At 73.7% G+C, this 22,078-nt stretch carries 1 protein-coding gene; it reads right to left on the minus strand.

All coding sequences use genetic code 11. The annotated features are described in order from the left end of the window. Window positions 1-4: 4 nt before the first annotated feature. The gene (locus tag ACFU6K_RS03760; RefSeq protein ID WP_380660693.1) at window positions 5-22,078 is read right to left on the minus strand and encodes an amino acid adenylation domain-containing protein; all 22,074 of its coding nucleotides are present in this window, start codon (window positions 22,076-22,078) and stop codon (window positions 5-7) included.

Consider the following 22,078-nt stretch of genomic DNA (forward strand, 5'->3'; position numbering starts at 1 on the left):
CGGCTCAGGAGAGCCGGCGCATCCTCTCGGCGAGGATCGGCCCGATCACCCGCAGCGCCTCCGGGCCGGCCATGGCGGCGTGGCCGCAGTCGACCGTGCGGTGGTCGAGCGGGCCGTCGACGTACGGGGCCCACATCTCCGGGGTGACCAGGTCGGCCGGGTCCTTCCGGGTGGCCGCGAACACGACGGTCTCCGTCGCCACGGGCGTGTGCCGGTAGGCGGGGGTGATCCGGAGGTCGTTGGCCATGACCCGGAGGACGTCGGCGATCCGGTCCTCGGTGAAGTCGGCCACGGCCGCGTGGTGCTCGCGGGCCAGTTCCGTGAACCGCTCGTACGTGAGCGGCTCCTCGTCGCCGACGGGCACCCCGAACGCCGTCAGCAGCGTCCGGTGCACCATGGACGTGTCGAGGGTCGCCTCCTCGGCGAGTTCCTCGGGGGTCCTGGGCCGCGCGGGCTGCGCGTCGAGGAGGACGAGGAACGGGACGTCGAACCCGCGCTCCCGCAGCCGGGCCGCCATGGCGTGGGCGACCACCCCGCCGAACGACCAGCCCAGCAACGGGAAGGGGCCCTCGGGACGCAGCCGGAGGAGCTCGGCGATGTAGTCGTCGGCGATCTCCTCGACGCTGCCCGGGAGGTCGTCCGGCTCGGACAGTCCACGGGCCTGGATGCCGTAGAGGGGCACCTCCGCGGGCAGGTGCCGCAGCAGTCCGGCGTACGACCAGCTCAGGCCGCCGCCCGGGTGGACGCAGAACAGGGGCACGCCCTCGGCGCGGGGCCGCAGCGGCAGCACGACACCGAAGGCGTCGGCCGTGCCGTCGTGGTCCGCGTCGAGGCGGCGGGCGAGCCCGGCCACGTCGGACGTCTCGAACAGGGCGCGCAGGGGCAGCTCCACGCCCAGCACGTCCCGGACGCGGTCGATCAGCCGGGTGGCGAGCAGGGAGTGGCCGCCCAGGTCGAAGAACCCGTCGTCCACGCCGACCCGCTCCACCCCGAGGACCTCGGCGAACAGCCCTGCCAGCACCGCCTCCTGGGGGGAGGCGGGCCCGCGTCCGGCGGCGGCGCCCCGGTCCGGGGCCGGCAGGGCACGGCGGTCGAGCTTGCCGTTCGGGGTCAGCGGCAGGCCGGGCAGGGTGAGCACGGCCGACGGCACCATGTACTCGGGCAGCCGCAGGCGCAGGGCGTCCCGGAGGTCGCGGCGTTCGGCGAGGTGCGGAGCGTCGGCCGGCTCGTCGGGCACCACGTAGGCGACCAGTCGCTGGTCGCCCGGCCGGTCCTCCCGGACCACCGCCACGGCGTGCGCCACTCCGGGCTGCTCCCGGAGCAGGACCTCGATCTCGCCCGGTTCGATCCGGAAGCCCCGGATCTTGACCTGCTGGTCGGCCCGGCCGGCGAACTCCAGCAGGCCGTCCCGGTTCCAGCGCACCAGGTCACCGGTGCGGTACATGCGGGTGCCGGCCGGGCCGTACGGGTCCGCCACGAAGCGCTGGGCGCTCAGCCCCGGCTGCCCCAGGTACCCGCGCGCCACGCCGGCGCCGGCGATGTACAGCTCGCCCACCACGCCGGGCGGCACCAGGCCGAGGCGCTCGTCGAGGACGTGCACCCGCGTGTTGGCGATCGGCGTTCCGATGGGCGTGCGCCCCCCTGCCGCCTCGGGGTCGATGCCGGCCGCCGTGGACCAGATGGTGGTCTCGGTCGGTCCGTACAAGTTGACGACCTCGGCGGCGCGGGCGGCGAGGGTCCGCGCGAGGTCGGGCGGGAGCGCCTCGCCGCCCACCAGGACCCGGAGCCCGTCGAGGCACTCGGGCCGCTCGTCGGCGAGGGCCCGCCACAGCGTGGGGGTCGCCTGCATGACGGTGGCTCCGGTGGCCCGGAGCAGACCGGCGAGCGCGGCGGGCGTGCGGGCCGTGTCACGGTCGGCGAGCACCAGCGTGGCGCCGCTGGTCAGCGGCAGGCAGAGTTCCAGCACGGAGATGTCGAACCCGACGGTCGTCACACCCAGCCAGCGGTCCTCGGTGGTCAGCGGGAAGCGCACGGCCATGTCGGCGAGGAAGTTCGACAGCGCCCCGTGCTCCACGATCACGCCCTTGGGCGCGCCGGTGGATCCGGAGGTGTAGAGGACGTAGGCCGGGTCCGCGGCACGGGCGGCCCGGTCCGGGTCGGTGTCCGGGCACAGCGCCAGGGCGGCCGCGGTGCCGGGGGCGTCGGTGACGACCGTCGCCGCGGACGGACGCTCCGCGAGGGCGCCCGCTCCGGCGCCCGTGGCGACGGCGTCGCTGGTGAGCAGGAGGGCGGGAGCCGCCTCGGTGAGGATGTGCGTCACCCGGGCGCTCGGGAACCCCGGGTCGATCGGCAGGTAGGCCGCACCCGTCTTGAGGACGCCGAGGAGCGCGGCCACCAGGTCGGCCGACCGCTCGTACATCAGCGCCACCGTGTCGCCCGGCCGGACACCCCGGGCGAGGAGCCAGTGGGCGATCCGGTTGGCCCGGGCGTTGAGCTGCGCGTAGCTCAGCCGTGTCGTCCCGGCGACCAGGGCCTCAGCCTCGGGCGTCCGGGCCGCCTGCGCGGCGAACAGCTCCGTCACGGTCGTCGCCGGCACGTCCCGGCCGGTGTCGTTCCGGCCCGACAGCAGCTGCCGGCGCTCCTCCGGCGTGAGGATGTCGACCTGGGCCACCGGCAGCTCCGGCCGCGCGGCCAGCCCCTCCAGCAACCGCACCCACCGGGCCAGGAACCCCTCGACGGTGGCCCGGTCGAACAGGTCGGTCGCGAACTCCGCGACCCCGCGCACCCCGCCACCCGGCTCCTCGACCAGGCTGAGCGTGAGGTCGACCCGGGACACTCCCGTGCCCACCGGCTCCTCCGCCACCTCCAGGCCGGGCAGTTCGAACCGCGCCTGCTCGGTGTTCTGCAAGGCCAGCATCACCTGGAACAACGGATGCCGCGCCGCCGACCGCCGGGGATTCAACTCCTCCACCAGGTACTCGAACGGCACGTCCTGGTGCGCCAGGGCGCCCAGACCCGCCTCACGCACCCGACCCACCAGCTCGGCGAACGACGGGTCACCCGACACGTCCGTCCGCAGCACCAGCGTGTTCACGAAGAACCCGACCAGATCGTCCAGGGACCCGTCGGAGCGACCGGCCACCGGAGAGCCGATGGGGACGTCCTCCCCCGCGCCCAACCGGGACAGCAGCACGGCGAGACCCGCCTGGAGCACCATGAACAACGTGGCGTTCGACGACCGGGCGAGCTCGCCCAGTGCGCGGTGCAGGTCCGGACCCAGCTCGAACGACGCCGTCCCTCCCGCGTACGAGGACACGGCCGGCCGAGGCCGGTCGGCGGGCAGGCTCACCTCCTCCGGGAGTTCGGCCAACCGGCTGTGCCAGTAGGCGATCTGGTCGTCGCGCACCTCGTCCAGGACCTCGCGCTGCCACAGCGTGTAGTCCGCGTACTGCACCGGCAGCGGCTCCCACCGAGGTGCCGCGCCCTCCAGCCGGGCCGCGTAGGCCTCCGCCAGGTCGCGGGCCAGCGGCGCCAACGACCAACCGTCGCCCGCGATGTGGTGCAGCACCACGAGCAGGACGTGTTCCGACGGACCCGAGGCGAACAACCACGCCCGGAGCGGGATCTCCGCCGCCAGGTCGAAGGCGTACCGGGCGGCCTCGGCCACCGCGTCGCGCAGCCCGTCGGCGTCGACCTCCACCGTCACCAGCGGAACCGGCGCCTCGGTCAGCACCCGCTGGTACGGCTCGCCGTCCACTTCGGCGAACACCGTCCGCAGCGACTCGTGCCGGCCCACCACGTCGTCCAACGCGGCCGCCAACGCACCCCGGTCCAACACCCCCGACAGGCGCAGCCCCAACGGCATGTTGTACGTCGCCGACGGCCCCTCCAACCGGTGCAGGAACCACAGCCGCTGCTGAGCGAACGACAACGGCAACCGCTCCGGCCGCGCACCCGCCACCAACTCCGGCCGCACCACACCACCGGAACCCAACCGCTCCGCCAGCCCGGCCACCGTCGACGACTCGAACACCGCACGCAACGGCAACTCCACACCCAGCACCGACCGCACACGACTCACCAGCCGGGCCGCCATCAACGAGTGACCACCCAGGCCGAAGAACCCGTCGTCGATCCCGACCCGGTCGACCCCCAGCACCTCCGCGAACAGACCGCAGAGGATCTCCTCCTGCGGCGACCGCGTCGTCCGCACCGAGCGCGGCGCGTGGTCGGGGTCGGGGTCGGGCAGGGCGTCCCGGTCGAGCGCACCGTCCGCCGTCAGCGGGAGGGCGGGGACGGGCATGACCACCGCGGGCAACCGGTGTTCCGGCAGCCGGTGCTTCAGGTCCTCGTGCAGGCGCGACACGGAGAACTGGTTCATGACGAGCGGCACCACATAGGCGACCGACCGCGTCGCCTCCCCGTCCACCACCACGGCGGCCTCGGCGACGCCGGGCAGTGTCCGCAGGACGGCTTCGATCTCCAGGGCGGCGGCCAACGGGTCGGCGGGGCCGACGAGTTCCAGGTGCCCGTCGCCGGTCCGGCGGCGGGCCAGGTCGCCGGTGCGGTACATCCGCGCGTCCGGTGCGCCGAACGGGTCCGGCACCCAGCGCTCCGGGTCGGCGCCGGCCAGGTCGCTCTCCGCGCCCCTGGCGTACAGCTCGCCCACGACACCCCGTGGCACGAGCCGGAGGTTCCGGTCCAGGACGTAGTCCAGCCGCGACAGTTCGCGGTGCTCGTCGGGGGTGAGGATGTCGACCTGGGCCACCGGCAGCTCCGGCCGCGCGGTCAAGCCCTCCAGCAGCCGCACCCACCGGTCGAGGAGCACCTCGACGGTGGACCGGTCGAACAGGTCCGTCGCGAACTCCGCGACCCCCCGCATCCCGCCACCCGGTTCCTCGGCGAGGCTGAGGGTCAGGTCGACCCGGGACACACCCGTGCCCACCGGCTCCTCCGCCACCTCCAGACCCGGCAGCTCGAACCGCGCCTGCTCGGTGTTCTGCAAGGCCAGCATCACCTGGAACAGCGGATGCCGCGCTGCCGACCGCCGGGGGTTCAACTCCTCCACCAGGTACTCGAACGGCACGTCCTGGTGCGCCAGCGCGCCCAGACCCGCCTCGCGCACCCGAGCCACCAGCTCGGCGAACGACGGATCACCCGACACGTCCGTCCGCAGCACCAGCGTGTTCACGAAGAACCCGACCAGATCGTCCAGCGCCTCGTCCGAACGCCCCGCCACCGGCGAACCGATGGGGACGTCCTCCCCCGCACCCAGACGGGACAACAGCACGGCCAACGCCGCCTGGAGCACCATGAACACCGTGGCGTCATGGGCACGCGCCACCTCACCGACGGCACTGTGCAGAGCCGGGTCGAGGACGAAGGAGGTCATGTCGCCGGCGTACGAGGCCACGGCCGGCCGGGACCGGTCCGCGGGCGGGCTCACCTCCTCGGGAAGACCCGCCAACTGACCACTCCAGTAGGCGATCTGGCCGTCGAGCACGCCGTCCAGGACCTCACGCTGCCACAGCGTGTAGTCCGCGTACTGCACCGGCAACGGCTCCCACTCCGGCGCCACACCCTCCAGCCGGGCCGCATAGGCCTCCGCCAGGTCGCGGGCCAGCGGCGCCATGGACCACCCGTCGCCCGCGATGTGGTGCAGCACCACGAGCAGCACGTGCTCCGACGGGCCGGTAGCGAACAGCCAGGACTGGATGGGCAGTTCGGACGAGAGGTCGAACGCGTACCGCGCGGCCTCGTCCAACTCCCGGCGCAGGTCGGCGGGTTCGACCTCGGACACCTCGAACGGCACCCGCACCCCGGTCAGCACCCGCTGGCACGGCTCCCCGTCCACCTCCGCGAACACCGTCCGCAGCGACTCGTGCCGGCCCACCACGTCATCCAACGCCGCCGCCAACGCACCCCGGTCCAACGCGCCCGACAGGCGCATGGCCAACGGCATGTTGTACGTCGCCGACGGCCCCTCCAACCGGTGCAGGAACCACAGGCGCTGCTGAGCGAACGACAACGGCAACCGCTCCGGCCGCGCACCCGCCACCAACTCCGGCCGCACCACACCACCCGAGCCCAAACGCTCGACCATCCCCGCCACCGTCGGCGACTCGAACACCGCACGCAACGGCAGCTCCACGCCCAGCACCGACCGCACCCGACTCACCAGCCGCGTCGCCAGCAGCGAATGGCCGCCCAGGTCGAAGAAGTCGTCGTCGATCCCGACCCGTTCGACCCCCAGCACCTCCGCGAACACCTCGCACAGCGCCGCCTCGCGCGCCGAACCGGGCCCCCGGCCGCCCTCCGACACCAACGCGCCGAAGTCGGGCACCGGCAGCGCGGCCCGGTCCACCTTCCCGCTCGGCGTCAGGGGAAGCCGGTCCAGGGGGACGACGGCCGCCGGGATCATGTGCTCCGGCAAGGTGGCCCGCAGGTGTTCCCGGAGCTGCCGGGCGTCGATCCCGGCGTTCTCCTCCGGCACCGCGTAGGCCACCAGGTCGTTCTCCCGGGCGACCACCAGGGCCCGGTGGACCGCCGGATGGGTGGTGAGGGCCGCCTCGATCTCGGCCGGCTCGATCCGGAAGCCCCGGATCTTGACCTGCTGGTCGGCCCGGCCGAGGAAACGGAGGACGCCGCCGGTCGTCCAGCGGGCGAGGTCTCCCGTGCGGTACATCCGTTCGCCGGGTGCGCCGAAGGGGTTCGCCACGAACCGCTCGGCCGTCACCCCCGGCCGCCTCAGATAGCCGTCGGCCAACTGGACTCCGGCGATGTACAACTCGCCGGGGGCGCCGGGAGCCACCGGTCGCAGCGCCGCGTCGAGCACGTACAGGCGGGTGTTCCAGACCGGCCGGCCGATGGGTACGACCCCCGGGTCGGCGACGCTGTGCCAGGAGGTGACGTCCACCGCGGCCTCGGTCGGACCGTAGAGGTTGTGCAGCTCCGCGTGGGGCAGCGTGCCGTGGAACCACGCGGCCAGGTCCGCCGGGAGCGCTTCCCCGCTGCACATCACCCGGGTCAGGCCGGTGCAGTGGGCGGCGGACTCGTCGGCGAGGAACGCCTCCAGCATGGACGGCACGAAGTGGACGGTGGTGACGGCCTCCGCCTGGATCAGCCGGCTCAGGTACGCCGGGTCCCGGTGGCCTCCGGGTTCCGCGACCACGAGCGTGGCGCCGGTGACGAGCGGCCAGAAGAACTCCCAGACGGAGACGTCGAAACTCGACGGTGTCTTCTGGAGGACCCGGTCGTCGGGGCCGAGCCGGTACTCGTCCTGCATCCACAGCAGCCGGTTGACGATGGCCCGGTGCGGAACGACAACGCCCTTGGGGCGCCCGGTGGAACCCGAGGTGTAGATCACGTAGGCGGGAAGGCCGGGGTGCCGGGCGACGGCCGGCTCGGTGGCGTCGCCGTCCTCCCCGTCGAGCAGCCCGCGGATCAGGTCGAGGTCGTCGACCACGTACGCGGGCTCCGTGTCACGGCACATGAACGCGGTGCGCTCCGCCGGGTAGTCCAGGTCCAGCGGCAGGTACGCGGCACCGGCCTTGTGCGTGGCCAGGAGCACGGTGACCAGTTCGAGCGACCTGGGCAGCGCCACGGCCACCGTGTCGCCCGGTCGGACGCCCCGGGCGAGGAGCCAGTGGGCGATCCGGTTGGCCCGGGCGTCGAGCTGCGCGTAGCTCAGCCGTGTCGTCCCGGCGACCAGGGCCGTGGCCCCGGGAGTCCGGGTCGCCTGCGCGGCGAACAGCTCCGTCACGGTCGTCGCCGGCACGTCCCGGCCGGTGTCGTTCCAGCCCGACAGCAGCTGCCGGCGCTCCTCGGACGTGAGGATGTCGACCTGGCCGACCGGCAGCTCCGGCCGCGCGGTCAACCCCTGCAACAGCCGCACCCACCGGCCCAGGAACCCCTCGACGGTGGCCCGGTCGAACAGGTCCGTCGCGAACTCCGCGATGCCCCGCATCCCGCCGCCGGGCTCCTCGGCGAGGCTGAGGGTGAGGTCCATCCGGGACACTCCCGTGCCCACCGGTTCCTCCGCCACCTCCAGGCCGGGCAGCTCGAACCGGGCCTGCTCGGTGTTCTGCAAGGCCAGCATCACCTGGAACAACGGATGCCGCGCCGCCGACCGCCGGGGGTTCAACTCCTCCACCAGGTACTCGAACGGCACGTCCTGGTGCGCCAGCGCACCCAGACCCGCCTCACGCACCCGACCCACCAGCTCGGCGAACGACGGATCACCCGACACGTCCGTCCGCAGCACCAGCGTGTTCACGAAGAACCCGACCAGATCGTCCAACGCCTCGTCCGAACGCCCCGCCACCGGCGAACCGATGGGGACATCCTCCCCCGCACCCAACCGGGACAACAGCACGGCGAGACCCGCCTGGAGCACCATGAACAACGTGGCGTTCGACGACCGGGCGAGCTCGCCCAGTGCGCGGTGCAGGTCCGGGTCGAGGACGAAGGTGGTCACATCACCCGCGTACGAGGCGACCGCGGGTCGCACGCGGTCGGCGGCCAGGCTCACCTCCTGCGGGAGCTCCGCCAACTGGCTGCGCCAGTAGGCGATCTGGTCGTCGCGCACCTCGTCCAGGACCTCGCGCTGCCACAGCGTGTAGTCCGCGTACTGCACCGGCAGCGGCTCCCACCCGGGCGCCGCACCGTCGAGTCGGGCCGTGTACGCCTCGGCCAGGTCGCGGGCCAACGGTGCCATGGACCACCCGTCGCCCGCGATGTGGTGCAACACCACGAGCAACACGTGCTCCGACGGACCGGTGCCGAACAACCATGCCCGGATGGGCACTTCCGCCGCCAGATCGAAGGCGTACCGCGCCGCCTCGGCCAACTCTCCATGCAGGTCGGCGGGTTCGACCTCACGAACCTCGAACGGCACCCGGACCCCGGTCAGCACCCGCTGGCACGGCTCGCCGTCCACTTCGGCGAACACCGTCCGCAGCGACTCGTGCCGGCCCACCACGTCATCCAACGCGGCCGCCAACGCGCCCCGGTCCAGCACACCGGACAACCGCAGCCCCAACGGCATGTTGTACGTCGCCGACGGCCCCTCCAACCGGTGCAGGAACCACAGCCGCTGCTGCGCGAACGACAACGGCAACCGCTCCGGCCGCGCACCCGCCACCAACTCCGGGCGCGTCACAGCACCCGAAGCCAGCCGCTCGACCAGCCCCGCCACCGTCGGCGACTCGAACACCGCACGCAACGGCAGCTCCGCGCCCAGCCGTTCACGGACACGGCCCATCAGCCGCATCACCAGCAGCGAATGACCTCCCAGGTCGAAGAAGTCGTCGTCGATCCCGACCCGTTCGACCCCCAGCACCTCCGCGAACACCTCGCACAGCGCCGCCTCGCGCGCCGAACGGGGCCCCCGGCCGCCCTCCGACACCAACGCGCCGAAGTCGGGCGCCGGCAGCGCGGCCCGGTCCACCTTCCCGTTCGGCGTCAGGGGTATGGCGGGGACGGCCGTGATCAGCGAGGGGACCATGTACTCCGGGAGCCGCCCGCGCAGTTCCCCGGCGACCGCGGCCGGGTCGAACCCGGTGCCGGGCTCGGTCACCACGTAGGCGACGAGACGGACGTCTCCCTCCCGGACGGTGTGGACGACGACGGTGGCGTGTGCCACTCCGACGCAGCGCCGCAGCCCCGACTCGATCTCGCCCGGTTCGATCCGGAAGCCCCGGATCTTGACCTGGTGGTCGGCCCGGCCCGCGAACTCCAGCAGGCCGTCCCGGTTCCAGCGGGCGAGGTCGCCCGTGCGGTACATGCGGCTGCCGGCCGGGCCGTACGGGTTCGCCACGAAGCGCTGGGCGCTCAGCCCCGGCTGCCCCAGGTACCCGCGCGCCATGCCGGCGCCGGCGACGTACAGCTCGCCCACCACGCCGGGCGGCACCAGGCCGAGGCGCTCGTCGAGGACGTACACCTGCTTGCCGGTGATCGGCCGGCCGATCGGCAGGGGCGGCTCGGGGTCGTGGCCGGGCGCCATCGCGTGCAGGGTGGCGAAGGTCGTGGTCTCGCCCGGTCCGTAGCCGTTGACCACGGTGAGGTCCGGGCAGGCCGCCATGACGCGCCGCACCGGGCCCTGCGGGACGACCTCACCGCCGGTGAAGACCTGGCGCATGGACGCGAAGCAGTCGGGATGGTCCTCGGCCATCGCCTTGAACAGTCCCGCGGTGATCCACATCGAGGTGATGCCGTGGTCGCGGACGATGTCGCGCAGATGCGGTCCGTCCAGCGGCACGTCGGGGGCGATGACGACGCGGCCGCCGAGCAGCAGGGGCATCCACAGCTCGAACGGCAGGGCGTCCCAGGCGGTCGGCGAGTGGAGGAGCACCCGTGCGGGGTACCCGCCGACCACGGGGTCGTCGGCCAGGGACGTGATGTCGGCGTGGGTGAGCCCGATGCCCTTCGGGGTGCCGGTGGATCCGGACGTGTAGATGACGCAGGCCAGTCGGTCGGGGTCGGGGGACGCGCCGCGGTCGCCGGCGGGCGGGGCGGACGGAGCCGTGGACGGGAGGTGCGCGGCGTCGTCCCGGACGAGCAGCACCTGGTCCCCGGGCACGAAGGCCGGGACGCGGGTCGGCGCGTCGGTCAGCAGCAGGTTGACGTCGTTGTCCGCCCACATCCTGCGGACCTGGCTCTCCGGGTACCGCGCGTCGAGCGACAGGTACATTCCGCCGGCCTTGACCACGGCCAGCACCGCGACCACGAAACCGATCGACCGCGGCATGGCGATGGCCACCAGGCGTTCCGCGCCGACACCACGGCCGATCAGCTCACCGGCGAGGCGGTCCGCCCGCTCGTCGAGCTGGGCGTACGTGAGCCGGGTGCCGTCGGCGACGACCGCGACGGCGTCCGGGGCCCGCTCGACCTGCGCCCGGAAGGCCTCGACCAGGCTGCGCGCGGGCAGGGCGGTGTCGTTCCGGCCCGACAGGAGCTGCCGGCGCTCCTCGGGGGTGAGGATGTCGGCCTGGGCCACCGGCAGTTCCGGCCGCGCGGTCAAGCCCTCCAGCAGCCGCACCCACCGGTCGAGGAGCACCTCGACGGTGGACCGGTCGAACAGGTCCGTCGCGAACTCCGCGACCCCGCGCATCCCGCCGTCAGGGTCCTCAGCGAGGCTGAGGGTGAGGTCGACCCGGGACACGCCCGTGCCCACCGGCTCCACGGCCACCTCCAGGCCCGGCAGCTCGAACCGGGCCTGCTCGGTGTTCTGCAACGCCAGCATCACCTGGAACAACGGATGCCGCGCCGCCGACCGCCGGGGGTTCAACTCCTCCACCAGGTACTCGAACGGCACGTCCTGGTGCGCCAGCGCACCCAGACCCGCCTCACGCACCCGACCCACCAGCTCGGCGAACGACGGATCACCCGACACGTCCGTCCGCAGCACCAGCGTGTTCACGAAGAACCCGACCAGATCGTCCAGCGCCTCGTCCGAACGCCCCGCCACCGGCGAACCGATGGGGACGTCCTCCCCCGCACCCAACCGGGACAACAGCACGGCCAACGCCGCCTGGAGCACCATGAACACCGTGGCGTCGTGGGCACGCGCCACCTCACCGACGGCACGGTGCAGAGCCGGGCTCAGCTCGAACGACGCCGTCTCTCCCGCGTACGAGGCCACCGCCGGCCGGGCACGGTCGGCCGGCGGGCTCACCTCCTCCGGAAGTCCGGCCAACTGCCCACGCCAATAGGCGACTTCATCCTCCCGTACGCCGTCCAGGACCTCACGCTGCCACAGCGTGTAGTCCGCGTACTGCACCGGCAACGACTCCCACCCCGGCGCCGCACCCTCCAGCCGGGCCGCGTAGGCCTCCGCCAGGTCGCGGGCCAGCGGCACCATGGACCACCCGTCGCCCGCGATGTGGTGCAGCACCACGAGCAGCACGTGCTCGGACGGACCGGTACCGAACAACCATGCCCGGATGGGCACTTCCGCCGCCAGATCGAAGGCGTACCGCGCCGCGCCCGCCAACGCCGCATCCAGACCGGCGGGTTCGACCTCGGACACCTCGAACGGCACCCGCACCCCGGTCAGCACCCGCTGGCACGGCTCCCCGTCCACCTCCGCGAACACCGTCCGCAACGACTCGTGCCGGCCCACCACGTCATCCAATGCGGCCGCCAACGCGCCCCGGTCCAGCACACCGGACAACCGCAGCCCCAACGGCATGTTGTACGTCGCCGACGGCCCCTCCAACCGGTGCAGGAACCACAGGCGCTGCTGAGCGAACGACAACGGCAACCGCTCCGGCCGCACACCCGCCACCAGCTCCGGGCGCGCCACACCACCCGAGCCCAGCCGCTCGACCATCCCCGCCACCGTCGGCGACTCGAACACCGCACGCAACGGCAGCTCCACACCCAGCACCGACCGCACACGACTCACCAGCCGCGTCGCCAGCAGCGAATGACCGCCCAGGTCGAAGAAGTCGTCGTCGATCCCGACCCGTTCGACCCCCAGCACCTCCGCGAACAGGCCGCAGAGGATCTCCTCGCGCGGCGTACGGGGCCCGCGTGCCGACCGCGACGCGTAGTCGGGAGCCGGGAGGGCCCGCCGGTCGAGCTTTCCGCTGGAGGTGAGCGGCAGCGCGTCGAGGGCGATGACGGCGGACGGCACCATGTACTCGGGCAGCCGTTGCCGCAGGGCGTCCCGCAGCCCGGCCAGGACCCGTCCGGTCGTCCGGGAGCCCAGGGGGTTGTTCACCAGGGCCGACAGGGGCTTGTCCTGGGTGTACGCCGGTCGGTGCACGTCCGTGTAGACGGCGTCCGCGCGCCCGCCGGGAACGAGTACGGCGTCGAGGGCGTCCGGCGCGCCGGGCGCCCAGGTGGTCAGCACCTGGCAGCCGTGCCGCTCGCCCCACGCGTGCAGGGCCTCCGGGTCGACGGCCTCGGGCGTGTTCCCGTCGGCCCGCCCCGCGCTCAGCCGGGCGCGGAGCCGCTGCGGCGACGCCTCGTGCGCGAGTTCCTCCGCCGCCGCGACCTCTCCGGTCAGACGGCTGTTGACCAGGCCCGTGACCCGGACCGGCCCGGCCCCGGACGTGAGGGCGTCCAGGCCCGCCAGGTCCTGGAGGCTGGTGAGATCGCGGCCCCAGACGAGTTCCGGCACGTCCGCGAGGGACTCGGCGCGGGCGGTCCCGTCCGCCTTGTGCAGGACGACCTCGTAGCGGTGCCTGGTCAGCTCGTTGTGGTGGGCGCCGCGCTTGAGCCGGATGTCGACGCCGACCACCGCCTCGGGGTGGCGGCGCGCCCAGACGGTGAAGAAGTCCGGGTCGATGACCAGTTCCTTCTCCATGATCACCGCGTGTTCCACGGCCGCCCTGAGCTGCTCGCCGGTGCTGTCCTCCGCCGCGTGGCCGAGGTGGATCCCGGTCTGGAAGGCGCGCAGCGAGCCGCGGTGGCGGACGTCGCCCACGACGATGCGCCCGCCGGGGGCGAGCCGGCCGAGCGCGCCGTCCAGGACCCGGGCCAGGTAGTCGGCGTCGGGGAAGTACTGGATGATCGAGTTGAGGACGACGGTGTCGAAGTACTCGGCCGGGATGTCGTCCACGACGTCGGCGGGACGGCACAGCAGCCGTACCCGGTCGGCGAGTCCGGCGGTCTCGCACTGGGCGGTGAGGCGTTCGATCACGGGCGCGGAGAAGTCCGTCGCCCAGTAGGTCTCGGTCCGGGGGGCCAGCGGGCCGAAGAGCAGGCCGGAGCCGACGCCGATCTCCAGGACGCGCCGGGGCGCGCGTTCCGTGATGCGCCGCACCGCGGCGTCACGCCAGTCGCGCATCTCGTCGAGCGGGATCGGCTCGCCGGTGTAGGAGCTGTTCCAGCCGGTGAAGTCCTGGCCGAACCCGGGGGTCTCCGTCCCGGCACCGCCGTAGACGTCGTCGTAGATCTCGCGCCACTCGTCCACCTGGTCGTCCTCGGCGGCCTCGCCCTCGGGCACGATGTACGCGACGAGCCGCGGGTCGCCCTCGCGGTCCTCGCGGACCACCACCACGGCCTGGGCGACGCCGGACTGCTCGCGCAGGACGGCCTCGATCTCGCCGGGTTCGATCCGGAAGCCGCGGACCTTGACCTGCTGGTCGGCCCGGCCCAGGTACTCGAGCTGTCCCTCCGCCGTCCAGCGCACGACGTCGCCCGTGCGGTACATCCGGGTGCCGGCCGGGCCGAACGGATCGGCCACGAAGCGCTGGGCGCTGAGCCCGGGCCGGTCGAGGTAGCCGCGGGCCAGGCCCGCGCCCGCCAGGTACAGCTCGCCGGGGACGCCCGGGGGCACCGGCCGCAGGCGTTCGTCCAGGACCCGGACCCGGGTGTTGTCGACGGGGCGTCCGATCGGTACGTCACCGCCGGCGAGCGGCTCGCTGATGGCCGCGACGACCGTGGACTCGGTCGGGCCGTAGGCGTTGACCATGCGGCGTCCCGGCGACCAGGTCCGCACCAGGTCGGTGCCGCACGCCTCGGCTCCCACGATCAGGGTGCGGAACCCGGTGAGCGCCTCGGCGGATCCGGCCGGCAGGGTGCCGAGCACGGACGGCGGGATGAGCGCGTGGGTGATCCGGCGGTCGGCCAGGACGTCGGCCAGTTCGGCGCCGACGAGGCGGTCCCGGCCGCCCAGGACGAGGGTGGCGCCGGCCGCGAAGGCCATGGTCAGTTCGAGGACGGCCGCGTCGAAGCCGGGTGACGACAGCTGGAGCACCCGGGAGTCGGGGGTGACCGCGCACTGTCGCAGCAGGGTGCTCGCCAGGCTGCCGAGGCCCTGGTGGGTGACGACGACGCCCTTGGGCACGCCGGTGGAGCCGGAGGTGTGGATGACGTAGGCCGGGTGGCCGGGGTGCGGCGGTGCGGCGGGCTCCGGGGCGTGGTCGGGGCAGCCGGCCAGGGCGGCGGCCGTCCCGGGGTCGTCGGTGGCCACCGCCTCGGTGCCGTCGTGCAGGGTGCCGATCGTGTCGGCGAGCGCCCGGGTGGTCAGGATCAGCTCCGGGGCGGCGTCGGCCAGGATGTGGCCGACCCGTTCGGCGAGGTACTCGGGGTCGAGGGGGACGTAGGCGGCGCCCGCCTTGAGGACGCCGAGGACGGCCGCGATCTGCTCGGGCGAGCGCTCGTAGAGGACGGCCACGTGCTGCTCGGCACCGATGCCCCGGGCGCGCAGCCAGTGGGCGATCCGGTTGGCGCGGGCGTCCAGCTCCCGGTAGGTCAGTTCGACGTCCTCGCAGACCAGGGCCGTCGCGTCGGGGGTGCGGGCGACCTGGGCGGCGAAGAGCCCCGGCAGGCTCGATCCGGTGGTGTCGCGGACGGGGCCGGCGCTCCATCCGGTGATCCGCGCGTGCTCCCCCGGGGTGACGATGTCCGCTTCGCCGATGGGGGCCGCGGGGTCGCGGACCAGGGCGCGCATGAACGCGGTCCACCGGTGGATCAGGGCGTCGACGGTGGAGGCGTCGAAGAGCTCCGTGGCGTACTCGACGTAGGCGTCGATGCCGGTGGGTTCGCCGTTCGCGCCGTGGCTCTCCGTCAGGCTGAAGAAGAGGTCGAAGCGGGCGGTCCCGGTGCCGACGAGTTCCGGGCGGACGTCGAGTCCGGGCATGCCGAACCGGGCCTGCTCGTTGTTCTGCAGGGTCAGGGCCACCTGGAACAGCGGGTGGTGGGCGGTCGAGCGGTGCGGGTTGATCTCCTCGACCAGGGACTCGAAGGGGACGTCCTGGTGCGCGTAGGCCGCGAGGCTGGTTTCCCGTACCCGGCCGACGAGTTCGGCGAACGACGGGTCGCCGGAGGTGTCCGTGCGCAGGACCAGCATGTTGACGAAGAAGCCCACCAGCCGGTCGAGCGCCTCGTCGGTCCGGCCGGCGATGCCGCTGCCGAGCGGGATGTCGGTGCCGGCGCCGAGCCGGGTCAGCAGGGCGGCGAGAGCGGCCTGCAGGACCATGAAGACGGTGGCGTCGTGGGCGCGGGCCAGTTCGCTCAGCGCGCGGTGCAGGTCCGGGTCGAGCGCGAAGGGGGTCACATCTCCGGCGTACGAGGCCACGGCGGGCCGCGCGCGGTCGGCGGGGGCGCTCACCTCGGTCGGGAGGTCGGCCAACTTCCGCCGCCAGTAGTCCACTTGGCCTCCGAAGAGGCTGTCGGGGTCGTCCGCCTCACCCAGGAGGTCCCGCTGCCAGAGGGTGTAGTCCGCGTACTGCACCGGCAGCGGCTCCCACCGCGGCGCCGCACCGTCGAGTCGGGCCGCGTAGGCCTCGGCCAGGTCGCGGGCCAGCGGCACCATGGACCACCCGTCGCCCGCGATGTGGTGCAGCACGACGAGCAGCACGTGCTCGGTCGGGCCGGTACCGAACAGCCAGGACCGGATGGGCACTTCGGCCGCCAGGTCGAAGGCGTACCGGGACGCCTCGGCCAACTCCTCGCGCAGGTCGGCGGTTTCGATCCGCCGCGTCTCCAACGGCACCTCGAACTCGGCCAGCACCCGCTGGCACGGCTCGCCGTCCACCTCCGCGAACACCGTCCGCAGCGACTCGTGCCGGCCCACCACGTCGTTCAGCGCGGCCGCCAGCGCCACCGGGTCCGGTTCGCCCGACATCCACAGCGCGAGCGGCACGTTGTACGTCGCCGACGGGCCCTCCAACTTGTGCTGGAACCAGAGGCGTTGCTGCGCGAAGGAGAGGGGCAGGACGTCCGGCCGGGAGACGGGCGCGAGGCGGGTGCGCCGCTCCCCGGTTCCACGGCCGAGACGGAGTGCCAGGGCGCCCGGGCTCGGGTGCTCGAACAGCTCGCCGGGCTGGATCTCGGCGTCGAGCACACCGCGGACGCGGCTGATCAGGCGGGTGGCGAGGAGGGACTGGCCGCCGATGTCGAAGAAGCTGTCGCCGGGCGCCACCCGGGTGAGGCCGAGCAGTTCGGCGAAGAGCCCGCAGAGGACCGCCTCCCGGGCCTGCGGCTCGTCGGCACCGAGGATCTCGGCGGCGGCGAGGTGGGCCGGCAGGCGGTCGCGGAGCTCCTGGAGCACCGTCGGGGACGGGCTGGGCAGGACGTAGGCGATGAGCCTGGTCTCGGCCCGAGCCGTCGTCCGCCCCTGCGTCCGCTCCTGTTCCACGGGATCGTCGGCCCGCACCAGGACGGGGACCGCGTGGGAGACCTCGGGGTGTTCGAGCAGCTGGTCGCGCAGCTGGTCGAGCAGGCGGCGGCCCCGCTCGTCCTCCCGGCCGCCGGACAGCAGGCCGGCCAGGGAGAACGACTCGGCGCCGGTGGCCGCGATCCGGCGCGGGCGGCGTACGAGTCGACGCAGCACGGAGGGCACCGGCCCGGCGGAGCGCTCGCGCAGGCCGACGGTGTCCAGGCGCACGGGAGCCACCACGGGCCGGCCGGCGCCGATCGCGAGGTCGAGGAGGGCGAGCGCCCGCGGCGTGGACAGGGGCAGGACACCGGAGCGCCGGATGCGGCCGAGATCGCCCTCGTCGAGGCCGGCGGTCATGCCGGACTCCTGCTCCCACAACCCCCACGCCAGCGACAGACCCGGCAGCCCCCGGGCCGACCGCTCCTGCGCCAACGCGTCCAGGAAGGTGTTCGCCGCCGCGTAGTTCGCCTGACCGGCACCGCCGATCAGGCCCGACACCGAGGAGTACACCACGAAGGCCGCCAGCCCGGGGCACCGCTCCGCCGTCACCTCGTGCAACGCCCACGCACCGTCCACCTTCGACCGCAACACCTCCCCCAGCGCCTCCGCGCCCAGCGACACCAGCGCCTCGTCCCGCAGCACACCCGCCAGATGGAACACACCCGTCAGCGGCCGCTGTGCCGACACCTCGTCGACCAGCACCTCCAGCGCCGTCCGGTCGGCCGCGTCGCACGCCCGCACCACCACACTGCGGGCGCCCAGCTCCAACAGCTCGTCCCGCAGCCCCGCCGCCCCGGGCGCCTCCGCACCCCGACGGCTCACCAGCACCAGGTGCCGCACCCCGCGCGCCACCACCAGATGACGCGCCAGCAACGCCCCCAGCACCCCCGTACCACCGACCACCAGCACCGCCCCCTCCGGATCCAACGACACCGGGGACCGGAGTTCGGCCGGCGCCGTCCGGGTGAGTCGGGGGGCGAGCAGGGTGCCGTCGCGCAGGGCGAGTTGCGGCTCGCCGCTCGCGAGGGCCGCGGCCAGGACCTCGCGGTCCGGGTCGGTGTCGACGTCCAGGAGGACGAAGCGGTCCGGGTGTTCGGTCTGGGCGGAGCGCAGCAGACCCCACAGGACCGAGGCGGACAGCGCGCTCACGCCCTCGTCGGGGGCGGTGGCGACGGCCCCGCGGGTGAGGACCACGAGGCGCGAGCGGGCCGACCGCCCCTCCGCCAGCCAGTCCTGCAGCACCTCCAGGACGCGCTGGGCGACGGCACGGGCCGCGCCGGGCACGTCCCGCCCCTCCCCCTCCACGTCCAGGCAGGGAAGGATCACGGTGCCGGGCACCTCGGCGGCCCGGGCCAGGGCGGCCGGGTCGGGGTACGCCACGGCACCGGGCAGAGCGAACGCGTCGGCGGAGCCGAGCACGCCCCAGGAGTCTTCGGAGGACGGCCGGACGGCGTGGCCGCCGAGTGCGGTCCAGTCCAGGTGGAGCAGGTCGTCGTGGCCCTGCACCTCGGCCGCATCCTCGGTGTTCTGACTCACCGTCACTTCACCGATGCTGAGCACCGGTTCGCCCATCGCGTCCACCGCCGACACCCGCGCGGTGCCGGCGCCCGTGGGCGTCAGCGACACGTGCAGCGCGGTGGCCCCGGTGGCGTACAGCTCGACCCCGGACCAGGCGCGGGGCTCACCGGTTCCGGCGAACGGCCGCAGGGCGGCGGCCAGCAGCACCGGGTGCACGCCGTACCCCACGGGGTCGGCGTGGGCCGGGAGTTCCACCTCCGCCCGGAGGACGTCGTGGTCCGGGCCCGCGGCGACGGCGGTGGCACTCCCGGCGTCGACCGGGGTCTCGGTCAGTTCCCCGGTGGCGTGCCGGATCCAGGTTCCGGAAGCCCGCGAGAAGACGGCGAGGGAGCAGCGGCCGCGGCCCAGCTCCTCGACCACGACCTGCACGTCGGTCGTGGTCCGTCCGAGGCTCAGGGGCGTCTCGACGGTCAGCCGCTCCAGCCGGTCGCACCCGGCCCGGTCGGCCGCGGCCAGTGCCAGTTCGAGCAGCACGGCGTGCGGAACGTCCGCGGCCCAGGGGTGGGTCGTGGGCGAGAGGCGGCCGGTGAACACCCAGCCCTTCCCGTCGGGCCGCTCGACCGCCGCGCCCAGCAGCGGGTGCCCCAGCGTCTCGAGACCCGCCGAGGCCACGTCCGCGACGGCCGTGTCCTCCTTCAGCCAGTAGGACCGGCGCTGGAAGGCGTACGTCGGCAGCTCCACCGGCCGCGCCCCGGCGAAGAACGGGGACCAGTCGACGGGCAGTCCGCCGGTGTGGAGGCGGGCCGCGTTCGTGAGGATCTGCCGGACGGCCGGGTGGTCCCGGCGCAGGGAGCCCACGACGACCCGCTCGCCGCCGAGGGTCTCCTCGATGCCGGCGGTCAGGACGGGGTGCGGGCTGGCTTCCACGACGAACCCGTGGCCGCCGTCGGCCGCGGCCTGGACGGCCTCCTGGAACCGGATGGGCCGCCGGAGGTTCTCGTACCAGTAGTCGGCGTCCAGCCGCGCGGTGTCGAGGGCGGTCGCGGTGACGCTGGAGTAGAAGGCGGTGTCGCAGGTCGTGGGGGTGATCCCGGCCAGCTCCGCCAGGAGCTGCTCGCGCAGCGGCTCGACGCTCGCGGAGTGGGAGGCGTAGTCGACGTCGATGCGGCGGCTCACGATCCCGCGTGCCTCGCAGTGGGCCGTGAGCAGGTCGAGGGCCTCGGGGCCGCCCGAGACCACGGTCGAGGAGGGGCCGTTGACCGCGGCGATCTCGGCATGGCCCTCGATGGTGGCCAGCAGTGCGCGCACCTCCTCGACCGGGGCCGCGACGGAGACCATGCCGCCGGTGCCCGCCAGGCGCAGCAGGGCCCGGCTGCGGATGGCGACGATCTTGGCCGAGTCCTCCAGGGACAGCGCTCCCGCGACATGGGCGGCGGCGATCTCGCCCTGGGAGTGGCCCACCACCGCGTCGGGGCTCACGCCCAGGGAGCGCCAGACCGCGGCCAGTCCGATCATCACGGCCCAGAGGGCCGGCTGGACGACGTCGACCCGGTGCAGCGCGGGTGCGCCGTCGACGCCGTTCAGCACGTCGAGCAGGGACCAGTCGACGTACGGGGCCAGGGCCCGGTCGCAGGCGCGGAGCTGTTCCTCGAACGCCGGTGAACCGGCGAGCAGTTCCCGTGCCATGCCTGCCCACTGGGAGCCCTGGCCGGGGAAGACGAAGACGGTGCCGCGCCGGCCGTCGGGGGGTGTGGTGGGGGGCGTGACGGTGACGTTGTCCGCGGTGCCGCCCTCGGCCAGGACGCGCAGTCCCGCGAGCAGTTCCGCACGGCCGGCGCCCGTCACCACCGCGCGCTGCTCGAACAGCGAACGCTGCGAGACCAGCGACCACCCGACACTGGCCGCCCCGCGCTCCGGGCGCTCCGTCAGGTGCTCCGCCAGCCGGCCCGCCTGCGCCCGCAACGCCTCCACCGACCGACCGGACACCACCCACGGCACCACACCGGATCCCTCAACAGGGCTGTCTTCAAGGACAGTTACCTCGTCGGCGACGCCTTCCACGATCACGTGCGCGTTCGTCCCACTGATCCCGAACGACGACACGCCCGCCCGCCGCGGCCGGCCCACCTCAGGCCACTCCCGCGCCTGCGCCAGCAGCTCCACCCCGCCCGATGACCAGTCCACACGCGACGACGGCACCTCCGCGTGCAACGTCCGCGGCAACACCCCGTGCCGCATCGCCAGCACCATCTTCATCACACCCGCCACACCCGCCGCGGCCTGGGTATGACCGATGTTCGACTTCACCGACCCCAGCCACAACGGCGCCTCACGCCCCGCCCCGTACGCGGACAGCAACGCCTGCGCCTCGATCGGATCACCCAACCGCGTCCCCGTCCCGTGCGCCTCCACCGCATCGACGTCACCCGCCGCCAACCCGGCATCCCCCAACGCCCCACGCACCACCCGCACCTGCGCCCGACCACTCGGCGCCGTCAACCCGTTCGACGCACCGTCCTGGTTCACCGCCGAACCCCGCACCACCCCCAACACCCGACGCCCCGCCCGCCGAGCGTCCGACAACCGCTCCAACACCAGAACGCCACAGCCCTCACCGAACCCCGTGCCGTCGGCCTCCTCACCGAACGCCCGGCACCGGCCGTCCGGGGATAGGCCGCCCTGTTTGCCGAGTTCGACGAGCGTGGACGGGCCCGCCATGACGGTGACACCGCCGGCCAGCGCCATCGAGCACTCACCGCGCCGCAGCGACTGCACCGCCAGGTGCAGCGCCACCAGCGACGACGAGCACGCCGTGTCCACCGACACCGCCGGGCCCTCCAGCCCCAGCACGTAGGACACCCGGCCGGACGCGACACTGGCCGTGTTCCCCGTACCGGCGTAGCCCTCGGCCTCGGCGGGGACGGAGGACAGCCGGGAGACGTACTCCCCGGAGATCAGTCCGGTGAAGACGCCGGTCGCACTGCCCTTCAGGCTGTCGGGACGGATCCCCGCCCGCTCCAGCGCCTCCCACGACACCTCCAGCAGCAACCGCTGCTGCGGATCCATCGCCTCCGCCTCAAGCGGCGAGACACCGAAGAACCCCGCGTCGAACAGGTCCGCGTCGTGCAGGAAGCCCCCGCCCCGGGTGGGGATCCGGCCGAGGTCCCGCGCGTCCTGGTCCTGGGACTGCTCCAGGTCCGGAGCGCGGGAGCCGTCCAGGTTCCATCCCCGTCCCTCGGGGAGGCCGGAGATCGCGTCGCGCCCCTCCGAGAGCAGCTGCCACAGGTCCTCCGGCGACTTCACCCCGCCCGGGTACCGGCACCCCATCCCCACGATCGCGATGGGTTCGTGGGCCTTCTCCTCCAGTTCCCTGGTCTGCTGTCGTGCCTCGCGCAGGTCCGCCGTGGCGCGCTTGAGGTAGTCGCGGAGCTTGGCTTCGTTGGACAT

It is taken from the genome of Kitasatospora sp. NPDC057512, assembly GCF_042802135.1.
GTDB lineage: Bacteria > Actinomycetota > Actinomycetes > Streptomycetales > Streptomycetaceae > Kitasatospora.

What these genes read in the sequence shown, in the direction of transcription:
- ACFU6K_RS03760 (WP_380660693.1), bottom strand. Translation starts at nt 22,078, where the DNA reads ATGTCCAACGAAGCCAAGCTCCGCGACTACCTCAAGCGCGCCACGGCG.